The organism is uncultured Fluviicola sp. (genome assembly GCF_902168135.1).
Classification (GTDB): domain Bacteria; phylum Bacteroidota; class Bacteroidia; order Flavobacteriales_D; family Crocinitomicaceae; genus Fluviicola.
Map to the genome: position 1 here is coordinate 1 of NZ_CABHOL010000001.1, position 15,403 is coordinate 15,403.

The 15,403-nt window shown below is 41.6% G+C and carries 14 protein-coding genes and 1 pseudogene; 8 read left to right on the top strand and 7 right to left on the bottom strand.

From position 1 onward, the window contains the following. The 6 genes and pseudogenes from QZT69_RS00005 to QZT69_RS00030 form a co-directional block, all read right to left on the bottom strand. Positions 1-438 (bottom strand): annotated as a pseudogene (locus tag QZT69_RS00005) (hypothetical protein); the annotation flags it as partial. A gap of 84 nt (positions 439-522) precedes the next feature. Then, a complete protein-coding gene (gene dnaJ / locus QZT69_RS00010) occupies positions 523-1,635 on the bottom strand; it encodes a molecular chaperone DnaJ (protein ID WP_294669188.1) in 1,113 nt (370 codons plus the stop codon). Positions 1,636-1,689: 54 nt separating this feature from the next. After that, a complete protein-coding gene (locus QZT69_RS00015) occupies positions 1,690-2,259 on the bottom strand; it encodes a nucleotide exchange factor GrpE (protein ID WP_294669191.1) in 570 nt (189 codons plus the stop codon). Positions 2,260-2,424: 165 nt separating this feature from the next. Beyond that, positions 2,425-2,874, bottom strand: a complete 450-nt coding sequence (locus QZT69_RS00020) for a PepSY-like domain-containing protein (RefSeq protein ID WP_294669194.1) — start codon at positions 2,872-2,874, stop codon at positions 2,425-2,427. Between the two features lie 136 nt (positions 2,875-3,010). Further along, entirely contained in the window at positions 3,011-4,282 is a 1,272-nt protein-coding gene (locus tag QZT69_RS00025) for a sensor histidine kinase KdpD (RefSeq protein ID WP_294669197.1), read from the bottom strand. After that, a complete protein-coding gene (locus tag QZT69_RS00030) occupies positions 4,279-4,956 on the bottom strand; it encodes a response regulator transcription factor (RefSeq protein ID WP_294669200.1) in 678 nt (225 codons plus the stop codon). Before QZT69_RS00030 ends, QZT69_RS00025 begins: the two co-directional genes overlap by 4 nt. A gap of 183 nt (positions 4,957-5,139) precedes the next feature. Between QZT69_RS00030 and QZT69_RS00035 the strand changes: the two genes are divergently transcribed. The 3 genes from QZT69_RS00035 (at position 5,140) to QZT69_RS00045 (ending at position 9,234) form a co-directional block, all read left to right on the top strand. Next, positions 5,140-7,017 carry an LTA synthase family protein gene (locus tag QZT69_RS00035; protein ID WP_294669204.1) on the top strand — a complete coding sequence of 626 codons (1,878 nt, stop codon included), beginning with the start codon at positions 5,140-5,142 and terminating at the stop codon, positions 7,015-7,017. A gap of 64 nt (positions 7,018-7,081) precedes the next feature. Further along, positions 7,082-8,161 (top strand): 23S rRNA (adenine(2503)-C(2))-methyltransferase RlmN, encoded by a 1,080-nt coding sequence (gene rlmN, locus QZT69_RS00040; RefSeq protein ID WP_294669207.1) that lies wholly within the window; start codon positions 7,082-7,084, stop codon positions 8,159-8,161. A gap of 104 nt (positions 8,162-8,265) precedes the next feature. After that, positions 8,266-9,234 carry a polyprenyl synthetase family protein gene (locus QZT69_RS00045; RefSeq protein WP_294669210.1) on the top strand — a complete coding sequence of 323 codons (969 nt, stop codon included), beginning with the start codon at positions 8,266-8,268 and terminating at the stop codon, positions 9,232-9,234. 71 nt (positions 9,235-9,305) lie between these two features. On the opposite strand, the gene QZT69_RS00050 is transcribed toward QZT69_RS00045, so the two are convergent. Then, positions 9,306-9,620, bottom strand: coding sequence for a hypothetical protein (locus tag QZT69_RS00050; protein WP_294669213.1), 315 nt, complete (start codon positions 9,618-9,620; stop codon positions 9,306-9,308). A gap of 176 nt (positions 9,621-9,796) precedes the next feature. Here QZT69_RS00050 and QZT69_RS00055 point away from each other — a divergent pair, with 176 nt between their 5' ends. From QZT69_RS00055 to QZT69_RS00075, 5 genes are all read left to right on the top strand, one after another. Then, entirely contained in the window at positions 9,797-10,216 is a 420-nt protein-coding gene (locus QZT69_RS00055) for a hypothetical protein (RefSeq protein ID WP_294669216.1), read from the top strand. 117 nt (positions 10,217-10,333) lie between these two features. Beyond that, on the top strand, positions 10,334-12,316 hold the full coding sequence (gene dnaG / locus QZT69_RS00060) for a DNA primase (RefSeq protein WP_294669219.1): 1,983 nt from the start codon (positions 10,334-10,336) through the stop codon (positions 12,314-12,316). A gap of 2 nt (positions 12,317-12,318) precedes the next feature. After that, on the top strand, positions 12,319-13,446 hold the full coding sequence (locus QZT69_RS00065) for a mechanosensitive ion channel domain-containing protein (RefSeq protein ID WP_294669222.1): 1,128 nt from the start codon (positions 12,319-12,321) through the stop codon (positions 13,444-13,446). 254 nt (positions 13,447-13,700) lie between these two features. After that, positions 13,701-14,354, top strand: coding sequence for an inorganic pyrophosphatase (locus QZT69_RS00070; protein WP_294669228.1), 654 nt, complete (start codon positions 13,701-13,703; stop codon positions 14,352-14,354). A gap of 40 nt (positions 14,355-14,394) precedes the next feature. After that, on the top strand, positions 14,395-15,237 hold the full coding sequence (locus tag QZT69_RS00075; RefSeq protein WP_294669225.1) for a DUF2911 domain-containing protein: 843 nt from the start codon (positions 14,395-14,397) through the stop codon (positions 15,235-15,237). Positions 15,238-15,403: the final 166 nt, after the last annotated feature.

Genomic DNA, 15,403 nt, shown 5'->3' on the forward strand with positions numbered 1-15,403 from the left:
GAGTAAATAAAAGAAGTGCTCACTCTGAAAATTCCAGCGTATATGATGATTGAAATCAATGAATGTGATAAAAAAAGAAACCATCATCAGTGTTGACCATAGACCGAATGAAAAGAAGAAACGGGTAAAATCGAAGCGTGGGCGTGCTGTTAAGAAGGTTCGAAATGGCCGTTCAAAGATTAATTTCGAACAAAATGCTATGGTTAAGATCCCAAAAACGAAAGGAATCATATTTAATGAGAAAAACTCATTTTTAGAAAATAAGTCCTGTGCGTTGGGCATTGAAACAAGGGATTCGCCGGCCGGTAATTTAGCAGAGATAAAAAGACTCATTAACGCCCCCCCGATAAAATAAACACCAATCAAAATCGCCGCAAGTCCCAGCAAATAATGCCTGATACCGATCGTGGGCTCGAGCGGACTAGTAAATCTTCTCATTACGTAAATCTAGCGAAAAAATCCATTAAACACAGTAGGGGCGCGATTAATCGCGCCCCTACTGTCAATTATTTGGTTTTCCTTTTACTGGAACATATCTTTCATACGTTGAAAGAATCCTTTTTCATTTTGTCCGGGGTTCGGCTTGAAGTTTTCACTTGCTTTCAATTTTTCAAGAATTTCTTTTTCTTCTTTGCTGACCTTCTTCGGTGTCCAAACGTTGATATGCACAAACAAATCTCCGTGTCCGTAACCCTGAAGTACCGGCAATCCTTTTCCTTTCAAACGGAGCATTTTACCACTCTGTGTTCCGGGTTCCACTTTGATTTTCGCTTTACCGGTCACAGTAGGCACTTCAATGGATTCACCTAAAACGGCATCCACAAAGTTCACAAATGCTTCATAATGCAGGTGTTCTCCGTCTCTTCGCAACTCTTCGTGCGGCTGTTCTTCGATCACTACGATTAAATCTCCCGGAATTCCGTTAAAAGGTCCTGCATTTCCTTTCCCGGAAACACTTAACTGCATTCCTTCTTCAACACCTGCAGGAATTTCGATCTCAATGACTTCTTCTTGTCTTTTCAATCCCTGGTTATCAGCATCCGAAGGTTTTTGATCGATCATTTTACCTGCTCCCTGGCAAGTATTACATGTCGACTGTGTCTGCATTGCACCCAAAAATGTTTGGGCAACGCGCGTAATACGGCCGGATCCGTTACAGGTAGCACACGTTTTGTATGTTACACCATCTGCGTTCACCAGCTTATTGACTTTGATTTTTTTGGTAACACCTTCCGCAATTTCTTCCAGTGTCAGTTTCATTTTAACGCGCAGGTTTGTTCCGCGCACCACACGCTGACCACCACCTCTTGCACCGCCAAAACTACCGCCTCCGAAAGCACCTCCGAAAATATCCCCGAATTGTGAGAAAATGTCATCCATGTTCATTCCTCCTCCAAATCCGGCATTCCCACCTAAACCGGCGTGACCGTATTGGTCATAACGTGCCTTCTTGTTTGCATCCGAAAGTACCTCGTATGCTTCAGCTGCTTCCTTAAACTTATTCTCAGCCTCGGAATCTCCCGGGTTTTTATCCGGGTGATATTTCAATGCCATTTTGCGGTAAGCCTTCTTGATTTCAGCCTCCGATGCCCCTTTTGAAATGCCAAGAACTTCGTAATAATCTCTTTTATCCATATTCCTTTACAAGTGCAAATTGCAGGTTAATTAAAGACCGCAATCTGTAATATTTTATTGTCCTACAACTACTTTCGCAAAACGGATTACTTTATCGTTCAGATAATATCCTTTCTCCACATCATCAATGATCTTTCCTTTCAAATCTTCCGATGGCGCGGGAACATTCGCAATCGCCTCGTGTAAGTCCGAATCAAATGTCTGGTGCTTAGCATCCATTTGTTTCAACCCTTTTGCTTCCAGCAAACTTCTCAATTTGTGGTGGATCAGTTTGAAACCATCTTTCACAGCTGAAATATCTTCTGAGTTCTCATTATTTGCAATAGCACGCTCAAAATCATCCATGACAGACAACATGTCTTTCAGGACTCCTGCACTTGCCGTTGAAATTAACTCGATCTTCTCTTTATTGGTGCGTTTACGGTAATTGTCAAACTCCGAATACAAACGCAAATATTTGTCATTTAATGCCGCAATCTGGTCTTCAGATGAAGGTGCATCCGCATTTACTGACGAATTGTCAGCGTTTTCAACCTGCTCGTTCACCGTCTCATCCTGATTCTGTTGATTCTGCGCATCAGTATCCTGGTTAAACTCTTCGTTTTGAACTGCTTCTTCTGCCATTATTGTCAATTTTTTGATTGACTTTAGTCAACTACCTTGCCACAGCGGAGAAACAGACAAGGTGACAGGAAAACTGACAGGATAATTACCGGGGAGTAAAAAAAGGTGGGCGGGCGATTAATCGCCTGCCCACACAATCATTACAATCAATTCATTCGGAATTCTTTAAATCTTCATCAACACATTTGGGTCCTGTTTTTCTCCCGAAGCAGAGTAAACTACTTTTTGATCACCGAATGTTCCGTCGAGTTCGATTTCATAATAAACGGCCTTACCTATTTCAATGCGTTTTGCGTCATCCGGTTTAAAATCCTTGTAATCTGTTTTTAGTTTAGAAAGAATAACTGCCGGCAATTCCGTGTTTTTGATCTCCTGTTCAATTTTCAGGATGGTTCCTTTTGCATTTACCCACACTTCATAATCGTCTTTCCCCAAGTCAAATTCAGCTTCATAAATCCCGTTTTTCACTTCCCAATCCAAATCCTTCGCATCCGGATATTTCGTTACCACCGCATTGATCACTACCGAAGGGATTTCCTGCGGATCGATGGTGCTGGCGCAAGCTCCAAAAGCAATTGGTAAAAAAGTCAGTACTATTAATTTTAACCCTTTCATAATTTGTGTTTTTATTGATTCATACAAAGCTACGGGGCAAATCAGGAAAGAATTGGGAATTTCAAGATGTTCAAACAGTTAAAGTTTAAATAGTTCAAATGGATTTTGGTTTGAACTTTTAAACCTTTTGAACCCTTCAACTAAATGTTAGCGTAAACTGATGTATCCCCAGCGCGTAATTATAGGTGATCTGGTATCCGCTAATATCCACGATCGATTTCACAATTGCCAGTCCTAAACCGGTGGAAGATTTGTCATTCGATTCCTTGTAGAAACGCTGAAAAAGATTTTTCGGATCAAGGGCTTTCTCCATTCCTGTATTGGAAACCTGTATAGAAGAATCTGTCACCAATACCTCTATTTTTCCGTTTTTCGAATTGTGCCGGATTGCATTTTTAAGCAGGTTCGAAAACAAGATATGCGCTAATTCCCGATTCATCGTTGCAGTCAATTTTCCTTCTTCAGACACAATTAGTCTGATTTCTTTGAATGTGATCTGGTCCCGGAAATCATCCAATATCTTTCTCACCAATTCGTTAAAATCCACTTTTTCTTCGTTCAGGAATTGCTTGTTCTCAATTTTTGAAAGGAGCAGTAACGATTTATTCAGTCGTGTAAGGCGCTCCAGCGTTTCAATGGTCTGAAAGATTTCCCTCACCACTTCTTCGGATAATTCCTCATTTTCCGCCAATAATTGTAATTTATTCAAAGCTATGGCAAGCGGCGTTTGTAATTCGTGCGAAGCATTCTCGATCAGCTGTTTTTGATTGTGGAAGGAACGGATATTGCTTTCCAATACTTCTGTAACGACCTTATTCAGGAGCAGGAATTCTGCAGTTTTGGACTGAATGGGCTGTACATGCTCATTTTTACCCAGTTTGAATTGACTCAGGCGATTGAGATAGTCGAAAAATGGCTTCCACATACTTCGCAGCACCAGGGTATTTATAAGCAAAATAGTGACGATGAGAATAAGATAAAGCCACAACAAGGAATAGAAAAGGTCCTCGATCAGGTCATCTTCCTCCACCATGGAAGAAATCACTTTCAACTGGTAAAATTCATTTTCTTTTGCTTCAAAAACAGTGGTCAACAAACGTACAGGTTCTAAATCGTCTTCATTCTCCATGTACATCAACGTGTCTTTGTACTGGTCACGATGTTTCAATGCGTGATATTGCTCGATTTTCCGGATTGCATAATTTCCTTCGTCAAAACTGCTCTTGTTTAAGACCGTAGAGTCCATTTCAGCTTCGTGAATGATTAACAGTTTGGAGTTATCCAGTCCGTCATCTATACTGTCGTGCACCTCATCAATCATATTTATATAAAAAATGAAGGCCCAAACGGACAGCGAAACAAGCAATCCAAGGGACATAAAAACGATGGTGCGCCGGATGAGTTTCACGATTCTATCAGTTTATAACCAACTCCGTAAATCGATTGAATTTCAATCCCGGAATCCAGGTCGTTCATTTTCTTCCTTAAATTCTTGATCTGTGAATAGATAAATTCAAAATTATCCGATTCATCAATATTATCTCCCCAAACATGCTCTGCCAGGGCCGTTTTGGAAATCAATCTTCCTTTATTCGAGATCAGGTACATCAAAATTGCGAACTCTTTGCGGTTTAATGAGACTGGGGCATTTTTGACAGTCACGGCCTGATTGGTAATATCCACACAAATATTTCCGATCTCCAGCATAGCATTCCCGTCAAATTTCTTTCTTCGTACAATGGAACGAACACGTGCAACCAGCTCGGAAAAATGGAAGGGTTTTGTCAGGTAATCATCCGCACCTAAATTCAATCCTTCTAACTTGTCATCCAGCGAATTCCTGGCAGAAATGATCAAAATGCCATCCGATTTATTTTGTTTTTTCAATTCCTGCAGCAGTTCCAGTCCGCTTCCGTCGGGTAAATTAATGTCCAATAAAATACAGTCGTATTCGTAAATCAATGCTTTATCCAATGCATCTTTCAGGTTCGTTGCCTTTTCCACAACCGCTTTTTCCTGTTTCAAAACACGTTCGATCGATTCCAGCATCTCGAGCTCATCTTCAACAACCAATATCTTCATCTTCCAAAGTTCTTCTAAAAATCTGAAAAAAATCTGGAATTATCAGAGTCAGGATACAAGACTTTGAGAGGCAAGACTTGATAACTGTCTTGACTACTGACTCTTTTAGTCTTGACTCTAAATTTAGATTAAACACTTCCACATAAAAAATAAGCTCTAAATTTGTACCTCATTTCAAAATGCATGCTTCGTCCTTTCAGTGATGCCCTTAAACTCATCCTTTTCTGGATTGTCTGTTTCGACATCCATAGAATCTTATTTTCGATTCATCATTTCGGAAAGTTAAAAGAATCCGGTTTGGGTGAATGGCTCCTGACTTTTGTCTATTCATTCCGATTGGACCTCGCCACAGCTGCCGGACTTTCAACGATCCCGTTTTTATTCCGCTTATTCCAATATTACTCAGATTGGCGTGGTTGGGGACGCCTATTCCGCATCAGCTTAATCATTTCCGTTCTTTTCCTGGTATTGGTTCAGGCTGGTGAAATCGTAGCTTACGGAGAATGGAACCACAAACTGACTTCCCGTGTATTCATGCACCTCTCACACCCGGATGAAGTAGCTCGAACTGCCAATTACTCCATGATCTTCTGGTATATTCTGTATGCCCTGATACAGTTGGCAATTTACATTTTCCTTTCCCGGAAATTCTTCAAAAAAAGACCTATTGAAAAAGCAAATATCCGGCATTGGTTTGAGTGGCTTGCATTGCCGATAACTTATGTCATCGCCGTATTCTTCTTCTTCATGTCGCTTCGGGGTGGTTTCCAGCCGGTACCACTGAATATCAACGCAGCAAGTTATTCGAACAAAGCAGTTGTGAACGACATTTCAATCAATTCGCTTTATTTCTTCGGAAAAAGCTATTTGTTATACAATCGTTCGGAAATCGATGCGTTTATCCCGAAAGTAGATAAAGTTTTGGCCCGCCAGGAAGTTGAGAAATGGTACAGTTATCCAAAAAAACACGACAATTACTTTTTGGAAAATAACCGTCCGAATGTAGTGTTCATTGTCCTGGAAGGATGGTCAGCTGAAGCAATAGGAAGTCTTGGTCCGAATAAAGGTGCTACTCCCAATTTTGACAAGCTGACTAAAAGTGGTGTTCTTTTCACCAATATTTATGCTACCGGAACAACTTCCGAAATCGGTAACTCCAGTATTTTCAGCGGACATTATACTCTGCCGGAAGTTTCCATCTCTATGCAGCCCGAAAAACACCGCAGACTGCATTGCCTGAACGAAGACATGGAGGCCTGGGGATACCACAGTTCCTATATTTTCAGCGGCGATTTGAAGTACGGGAATATCGGCGGATATTTTATGGACCACGGATTTGATGTCGTAAAAGACGAATCGGATTTTCCTTCCGACCTTCCTCGTGGAAAGCTCAACTTCTTCGACCGCGACTTGTATAAATTCCTGATCCAGGAAATCAACCAGAATAAGAAACCATTTCTTCAGTGCGCATTCACAGGAAGTACACACGCTCCGTATGACCAGCCCGCAGCATCCGGAAAGGGAAAACATTTTACCGGCGAAGAAGCTGATTTCATGAATTCACTGGTTTATGCCGATGAATGTTTGGGAGAGTTCATTCGTAACTGTAAAAAACAACCGTGGTATAAAAACACCCTGTTCGTATTCGTGGCAGACCACGGACATGCTTCACCGGGAATGGTTGATCCGGGAAGGGGGAAATTCTACCATGTTCCATTGTTATTCTACGGAGAACCGATCAAGAAATCATACCGCGGAAAACGTATGGATGTGATCGGATCACAGGCCGATATTGCCGCAACGCTGATCTACCAAATGAAAGGACAGCCTGCACGTTATCCTTACAGCAAAGACTTGATGAACCCGAAAGTACCGCAGTTTGCTTTCCACGCAATAATTCGCGGATACGGCTGGGGAACAGACAAAGGAAATTTTACGTATTACATGGAACAGAAGATCGTAGGAGACGATACTTTCAAGGACCGAAAAGACTTCAAACAGGCTCAGAAAAACTGTTCTTACTTCCTGAACACACTTTACGAAGATTATAAAAAATTGTAAGTTCCCGAATTTTCCGGGATTGTACGTAAAAAGTAGCGTATCTTTGTGCTCTCATTGAAACAGCATGTCATCCAAATTGATCAATATCAGAAATTTAAACCCGGAAGAACTGAAAGCAGCAATCGTTGCCTTCGGAGAACCTGCATTCCGTGCAAAACAGGTTTATGACTGGATTTGGAAAAAGAACGTGCACGATTTCAAAGCGATGGCAAACATCGGGAAAAGCCTGCAGGAAAAACTAATGGAGAACTTCTACTTCGACGGAATAACAGTCGAAGACCAGCAGGTTTCAAGCGATAAGACCATCAAATGTGCGTTTGGAATTGAAGGACAAAGCCAGGTGATTGAAGGCGTTTTGATCCCTACCACTTCCCGCATGACTGCCTGTATCTCCTCACAGGTCGGTTGCAGCTTATCCTGTGCATTTTGTGCTACAGGCCGTTTGAAAATGATGCGCAACCTAAGTGCCGGAGAAATTGTGGACCAGGTAGTTTACCTCAAGAATCTCGCAACCGATAAATACAACACCAATCTTTCCAACATCGTTTACATGGGAATGGGAGAACCTTTGCTGAACTACAAAAATGTGGTCCGTAGTACGGAAATCCTTACAGACGAGAACGGATTGGGAATGTCACCGAAACGCATTACAGTTTCCACGGCCGGAATTGCCAAAATGATCAAAAAACTGGGAGACGACCAGGTCAAATTCAACCTGGCACTTTCACTCCACGCAGCCAATGATGCCAAGCGTTCGAAAATCATGGATATCAACGACACCAATAACCTGGAAGCGCTCTCCGAGGCCTTGCTTTATTTCCATGAAAAGACAGGTTCACGTGTTACTTTCGAATATATTATCTTCAAAGACTTCAACGACGGATTGGAAGATGCACGTGAATTGGCCGATTTCGCCAAAGTCATTCCCTGTAAGATCAACATCATTGAGTACAACCCGATTGACGACGGAGAATACCGCCAGGCAGACCGTCAGAAAGTAGATGATTTTGCGCGTTTCCTGGAAGAAAAATGCAACCTCATCGTAAACGTTCGACGCAGCCGCGGAAAAGACATCGATGCAGCCTGCGGACAGTTGGCGAATAAGAATAAAATGATCGATAAGCGGGTGCTTAAAGTTTCATAATCTATATTTAAAGTAGGGTCGAAAAATTTTTCGGCCCTACTTTTTTTGCATTTTGACTTTTGCATTTTGACTTTTGCATTTTGAATTCAGTTAAATTTGTATTCATGACAGTTCAGGAGATTTTAGCGCCTATCGAAACGGAAATGAAATTGTTTGAGGTTCGCTTCCATGAGAGTATGAAATCAAAGGTTCCTTTGCTGGATAAAATCACTCATTACATCATTCGGAGAAAAGGAAAGCAGATGCGTCCGATGTTCTTGTTCCTGACGGCAAAAATGCTGGGCGAGATCAACGAAAAAACGTATCAGAGCGCATCCCTTGTAGAATTATTGCACACCGCAACATTGGTCCATGATGACGTGGTCGATGATGCCAACGAACGCCGCGGTTTCTTTTCCGTTAATGCCCTTTGGAAGAATAAAATTGCCGTTCTGGTTGGCGATTACATGCTTTCCCGTGTATTGCTCCATTCCCTGGAAAATGATAACGTGAGAGCACTTCAGATTGTAGCCCGCGCTGTGCGAGAAATGAGTGAAGGCGAATTGCTTCAGATCGAAAAAGCACGAAAACTGGATATTACCGAAGAAGTTTATTTTGACGTGATCCGCCAGAAAACAGCCAGTCTGATAGCCACGGTTTGCGAATCCGCTGCAGCATCCGTTGACCGGGAAGACATGGCAGACCGCATGCGTCGTTTCGGAGAACTGGTTGGATTGGCTTTCCAGGTGAAAGACGATATTTTCGACTATGGAACTCCCGGAAACATTGGGAAACCCACCGGAAATGATATCCGTGAACGCAAAATGACCCTTCCGTTGATCTACGCGCTGCAACACAGTGACAAGGCAGTCCGCAAGGAATTGATGAACATCGTCAAAAACCACAATGAGGAAAAGAAATACGTGCAGCGAGCTATTCACCTGGTAATAGAAGCCGGTGGAATTGAGTACGCCTACAAACGTATGATCGCATTGAAAACGGAGGCACTTGATTTGTTGACAGACATCCCGGATTCAGAATCCAAGAGAGCGTTGATCGGTTTGGTGGAATATACGGTAACACGGGATAAATAATTGAAAAATGAAAAGGAAAATAATACTTCAAAACCTTTTCAATTTGTACATTTTTCAATTATCAATTGACCTTATTGGTCCAATAAATCCGACTCAGCTAAATCTGCCTTTGGATTGCGTTCCCACTTCTTTTTTAATAAATGCTCAATTCCATAAGTTACTGCAGCTCCAAATGCAATTCCTATCAAAGACAACGCAAAATCAGGCACATTCAGATCAACATCTGCCACCAGCAAGAAAAGTCCAAGCAGGAAACCTAGTATGAATTGGGCAGCGAAGAAGATAACAATTCCTAAAATAGCATAACCCCAGGCACTTCTTTTGTGCAATTTGGCAAGATCGTAATACAATTTTCCGAAAAAATAAATAGGCAGAAGTGTTAGCATATCAATCGATTTAGGTGCAAATTTAATGAACAGAATGAAAAAAGTGTATTTTCAACCAATGAATCCGTTTCAACGTTGTGACCTTTACAACTAAGAAGCAAGCTTCTGTTCCGATTGAAAACGGTCTTCAAAGCTTCGCTTTTTCTTCTTAACTTTGAACTAATATTAAAACAAACATGAAACAAATCATTGGTCTTATTTTAATTGCCTCTATTTCTTTAACAGTAAACAGCTGCGGAGAAGAAAAAAAAGCTCCAAAAAAAGAATCTGTTAACGACCTGGTAGAAATCAAAAACGGAATTTATACGGAATACTATCCGGGCAGAAAAGCCGTTAAATTTAAAGGGCCTCAGGACAGCGAAAGTAAGAGAAACGGACGCTGGTTCTTTTACGACGAACGAGGAAATGAGCTTTCCATGACGGAATACGTGAACGGTAAAAAACACGGTTTCATTTTCGTTCGCTACCCCAACGGAGCGATGCGTTATACCGGTGAATTTAATATGGACGTCGAGGCAGGTTTGTGGAAATTCTACAAAGAAGACGGAACGGTTATCTCCGAAAAAGATTACGGCAACAAAGAAATTATCCAGTAGAAGAGAAAGCACTGCTTTCGAAAAAAAATAAACGTCAGTGCAGTTAATAAAGTACTGCTTTCGAAAAAAAGCCCGAAGTTTCGGGACTAGCACAGTTAAAAGAACACATAATTAAGTATGTCACGCATTCCCCCGCATATCATTGATGAAATCATGCAAACAGCTCGCATTGAAGAGGTGATCGGGGAATTCGTGAACTTAAAAAAATCAGGATCGAACCTGAAAGGACTGAGTCCGTTCGTGGATGAGAAATCACCTTCGTTCATGGTCTCACCCGCCAAACAAATTTTCAAGTGCTTCTCTTCAGGTAAAGGGGGAACCGTGGTTAGTTTCCTTATGGAAAAAGAACATTTTTCATACCCGGAAGCTTTAAAATGGCTGGCAGACAAATACGGGATTCAGGTCCCGGAAGACAAACCACAGACTGCGGAGGAAATAGCAGCCATTACCGAGCGTGAAAGCTTATACATCATTAACGAATTTGCAAAGGAACACTTCCTGCACAACATGCACGAAACCCAGGAAGGCCAGAACATTGGTCTCTCCTATTTCGAAGAACGCGGTTTCAGGGCTGATATCATCAAGAAATTCCAGTTGGGATATTGTTTGAATTCGGGAGACGATTTTACCAAAGCAGCTTTAAAAAAGGGATATAAAAAAGAATACCTGGAATCAGTCGGGTTGACCCGAACCAAAGAAGACCGGAGTTTCGATTTCTTTCGCGGAAGGGTGATGTTCCCCATTCATTCTATCTCAGGGCGTGTGCTTGGATTCGGAGGGCGAACACTGATCACGGACAAAAAAATAGCCAAGTATTTCAATTCACCGGAAAGTATCATTTACAACAAGAGTGAGATCTTGTACGGATTGTACTTCGCGAAAGGTGATATCGTTAAATACGACAACTGTTTCCTTTGTGAAGGATATACGGATGTGATTTCCATGCACCAGGCCGGAGTGGCCAATTCGGTCGCTTCTTCCGGTACTTCTTTAACGAAAGAACAGATCCGTTTGATCAAGCGGTATACTCAGAATATCACCATTCTTTACGATGGTGATGCTGCAGGAATTAAAGCCTCTTTCCGCGGAATTGACCTCATCCTCGAAGAAGGAATGAACGTAAAAGTCGTTCTTTTCCCGGATGGTGACGACCCCGATTCTTACTCCAAGAAAGTAAGCACCACGGAATTGATGGATTTCATCAAAGCCAATACGCAGGATTTTGTGAGTTTCAAGACTTCCATGCTCCTTGCAGACGGTGGAAACGACCCGCTTCAAAAAGCACAGATTATCCGCGATGTGGTACAGTCCATTGCTTTGATCCCGGACCAAATCACTCGTTCTGTCTTCACTACTGAGATCGCACGCGTTTTCGGTTTCGACGAGAGCATTGTGATCAACGAATTGAATAAGCTTCGGAAAAACCAGGTAGCCAAAGAACTGGACGAACCGATGATCGCTTCGAATCCTTCGTTGACAGATACCTTTACCGAACCGACTCCACAGGCTGTAACAGCTACTGAGGTTAAATCTCCTTACGCAAAGGAGGAACACGAATTGATCCGCGTTTTAGTGAAATACGGCGTATTTGCAATTACAACCGATCATATTGATGAGCACGGCCTTGCCCACACCGTTGAAGTGAGTGTTGCGGAACTCATTAATCACGAATTGGCAAAAGATGAATTGACTTTCCAATTCCCGATCTTCCAGGACATATACCAGCAAATCGTAGATGGGTTAGCAGAAAAAACGCTGTATAAAGTTTCCTATTGGCTGCGTCATGAAAATCCGGAAATTGTGCATTTCATCACTGAAATTGAAACCGAACAATACGAATTAAGTCCGCAGTGGCTCTTGAAATACAGCGTAGACACGAACCGCGAAATAGACAAGTTGAAAAACACGGTTATGAATGCTATTTATGCTTTCAAGAAATTACGTGTCATGCAGCGAATTGCGCAAATCCAAAAGGAACTGAACGATTTGGCAGAAAATATTACCCAGGAACAACTACAGGATCTACTGTCAGAGCAAATTGTTTTGGAGCGCGTTAAAATGTCTATTGCCGGGAAGTTGAACCAAACAATCATTCATTAAACATGTTAGAAACCAGATTCACGCTTGGTTTGATCGAAGTTTGTTATTTGAACATCCTGATTATTGCTGTTTCTTTTTTCCTGGCTTACATCGCTAAAAAAATCATTTACCGTTCCGTAAAGCGCTACCTGACTTCGGCAAATATTCACCTGGAAGGAAGGAAAACAACCTGGCTGAAATTATTGAGCCAAAGCGGTTTTGCATTGGCAGCTTACATTTCAATCAAATGTTTCAACATCAATAACGAAGGAGTTACTTTCAAAGAATTCCTGGATTATCACTTTATCGATACTCCCAAAATCAAAGTCAGCTTCGAGAATGTGATTTATGTTGTTTTGATCATTTTCGGTGCCCGTGTTACTATCAATGTGGTGCGTTTATTCATTCAGCGAAGGTTTAAACGCAATAAGATCAATGAGATCGGTACGGAATACGTTTACACACAAGTTGCTAAATATGTTATCAATGTCCTTGCATTTTTCTTCATTTTAGTAGCACTGGACGTCGATGCAACACTATTCCTGGGAGGTTCCGCGGCACTATTGGTTGGTTTGGGACTTGGTTTACAGGATGTTTTCAAAGACATGTTTTCAGGCTTTGTTCTGCTCTTCGAAGGAAGTATTCGTGTAGGTGACGTGGTGGAATTCTACGACGGGAAGTCATCGGATGCCATTGTGGCAAAGATTATCCGCATCAATGTGCGCACCACACAAATCGAAACGCGCGACGGTAACATCCTGATAGTTCCGAATACAAAACTGACGCAGGAATACATTGAGAACTGGAGCCACGGAAGTACGCTTTCCCGTTTCCGGCTTCCGGTAACTGTGGCCTACGGAAGTGACACCCATTTGGTTAGCGAAATCCTGAAACAAGCCGTTCTGAGCCATCCGAAAGTTCACAAAACAAAAGGTGTGGATGTACGCCTGAATGAGTTCGGTGAAAACGGGCTTCAAATGGAAGTGATGTTCTGGGCGGACCAAAGCTGGGATATCAATGTCTATAAATCCGAGATCCGTTTTGAGATCGATCGTTTATTCCGGCATTACAAAATCCGTATTCCTTATCCACAGCGGGATATGCGGATTATCCAGGATTCGGGAGAGTCTTCCAATTCTTTAACCAGATAACTAAAAAGTTATTCGCCCCTCATAAATTATTTTCGCTCTGATCTGTCAGCTGACGGATCGTAATTTGGTCTTCAAAAGCTACGCTTCTCCCAAATTACCTTCGCACTAACGTTTGTCGTAATTTGGTCTTCAAAAGCTACGCTTCTCCCAAATTACCTTCGCACTAACGTTTGTCGTAATTTGGTCTTCAAAAGCTACGCTTTTTCTTATATTTGCAACCTATGAAAGCAGAAATTAAAGCAGTTATTGATGCGATGAGTAAGCGTTTTACTTCGCATCCTTGGCATGGGATCGAGATCGGTGAAAAGCAGCCGGCGATCGTAAATGCCTTTATTGAGATCATTCCTTCAGATTCCATCAAATATGAGATTCACAAACCATCGGGATACATTATGGTGGACAGACCTCAGAAATTGTCGAACCACATGCCTTGTTTGTACGGATTCGTGCCGCAGACATATTGTGATAAAGAAGTAGCAGCTTTTTCGAATGAGAAAACCGGAAGAACAGACATCGTTGGTGATGGTGATCCATTGGATATATGTGTGCTTTCAGAGCGTTCTTTCAACCATGGGAATATCTTATGTGATGCAAAAGTAATCGGTGGTTTCAGAATGCTTGACGGCGGTGAAGCAGATGACAAGATTATTGCAGTTTTGAAAGGCGACCAGGCTTACGGAGCAATGGAAGACATTTCAGAGATGCCTAAAATGGTGATTGACCGTGTTCGCCACTTCTTCCTGACTTACAAAGATTTGGATGGAGGAGCTAAAAACGTAGAGATCACTCACGTTTACGGAAAAGAAGAAGCTTTTGAAGTGATCAAAAGATCACATAACGATTATAATAACAAATTCGGGAATGCCACTGAAGAACTGGCTTCCGCATTAGAGAAACTGTTGGGTTAATCCCAACTTTTTTTGTTCTGTTAATTTAAACAATAACAATATGAAACAATTATTCACGACCGCAATTTTAGCAATTGGATTCGGTACTTTATCGAATGCCCAATTAGCTCCTCAACCAAGCCCATCCGGTAAATTAGAACAAACAGTAGGTCTGACAGATTTGACTATTCAGTATTCCCGCCCGAGTAAAAAAGGACGTGTAATTTTCGGTGACGTAGTTCCATTCGGAGAAGTTTGGAGAACCGGTGCAAACCAAAACACCACGTTTACAAACTCTGATCCGGTAATCTTCGGGAAAGACACTTTGAAGCCCGGAACTTATGCGCTTTTTACAAAACCGACTAAAGAATCATGGGATTTGTTTTTCTACACAAGTACTGACAATTGGGGAACTCCCGATAACTGGGATGATAAAAAAGTAGCTTTAAAAGTTAGCGCTAAACCAACTGCGTTGAAAGAAGTCGTGGAGACTTTCACTATTTCAATCGACGGATTAGAGTCTGTAAATGGCGGTACTTTAACGTTGAAATGGGATCAAACGGCAGTTGCTTTCCCTTTTACTGTTCCTACAGATGCAAAAGTGATGGCTAATATCAAAACAACCATGAGAGGGCCTTCTGCAAACGATTACATCGAAGCTGCAAATTATTATTTAGATCATAAGAAAGATTTGAAACAAGCATTGGAATGGGCTACTAAAGCTTCAGAAATGAATCCGGAAGCGTTCTGGATCTTCCGCACCAAATCTTTGATCCAGGCAGAATTGGGAGACAAAAAAGGTGCTGTCGAATCTGCGAAGAAAGGATTGGCCCTATCTGAGAAAACGAAATACGACAACTACACCAAAATGTTTAATGATTCCATTAAAGAATGGAGTAAGTAGTATTTTTTTAATTGAATAAGCAAATTCTATACTGGAAGGGTATTTTACATCCATGAAATTGAATTTCAAGACCCTTATTTTTTTCTTAGCTGCAATTATTTTTCTTTTGACAGCTTATTTTAGCGTCGGTTATTTTCATGCAGACGAACATTACCAGGTCATTGAA

What these genes read in the sequence shown, in the direction of transcription:
- dnaJ (WP_294669188.1), bottom strand. Translation starts at nt 1,635, where the DNA reads ATGGATAAAAGAGATTATTACGAAGTTCTTGGCATTTCAAAAGGGGCA.
- QZT69_RS00015 (WP_294669191.1), bottom strand. Translation starts at nt 2,259, where the DNA reads ATGGCAGAAGAAGCAGTTCAAAACGAAGAGTTTAACCAGGATACTGAT.
- QZT69_RS00020 (WP_294669194.1), bottom strand. Translation starts at nt 2,874, where the DNA reads ATGAAAGGGTTAAAATTAATAGTACTGACTTTTTTACCAATTGCTTTT.
- QZT69_RS00030 (WP_294669200.1), bottom strand. Translation starts at nt 4,956, where the DNA reads ATGAAGATATTGGTTGTTGAAGATGAGCTCGAGATGCTGGAATCGATC.
- QZT69_RS00035 (WP_294669204.1), top strand. Translation starts at nt 5,140, where the DNA reads ATGCTTCGTCCTTTCAGTGATGCCCTTAAACTCATCCTTTTCTGGATT.
- rlmN (WP_294669207.1), top strand. Translation starts at nt 7,082, where the DNA reads ATGTCATCCAAATTGATCAATATCAGAAATTTAAACCCGGAAGAACTG.
- QZT69_RS00045 (WP_294669210.1), top strand. Translation starts at nt 8,266, where the DNA reads ATGACAGTTCAGGAGATTTTAGCGCCTATCGAAACGGAAATGAAATTG.
- QZT69_RS00050 (WP_294669213.1), bottom strand. Translation starts at nt 9,620, where the DNA reads ATGCTAACACTTCTGCCTATTTATTTTTTCGGAAAATTGTATTACGAT.
- QZT69_RS00055 (WP_294669216.1), top strand. Translation starts at nt 9,797, where the DNA reads ATGAAACAAATCATTGGTCTTATTTTAATTGCCTCTATTTCTTTAACA.
- dnaG (WP_294669219.1), top strand. Translation starts at nt 10,334, where the DNA reads ATGTCACGCATTCCCCCGCATATCATTGATGAAATCATGCAAACAGCT.
- QZT69_RS00065 (WP_294669222.1), top strand. Translation starts at nt 12,319, where the DNA reads ATGTTAGAAACCAGATTCACGCTTGGTTTGATCGAAGTTTGTTATTTG.
- QZT69_RS00070 (WP_294669228.1), top strand. Translation starts at nt 13,701, where the DNA reads ATGAGTAAGCGTTTTACTTCGCATCCTTGGCATGGGATCGAGATCGGT.
- QZT69_RS00075 (WP_294669225.1), top strand. Translation starts at nt 14,395, where the DNA reads ATGAAACAATTATTCACGACCGCAATTTTAGCAATTGGATTCGGTACT.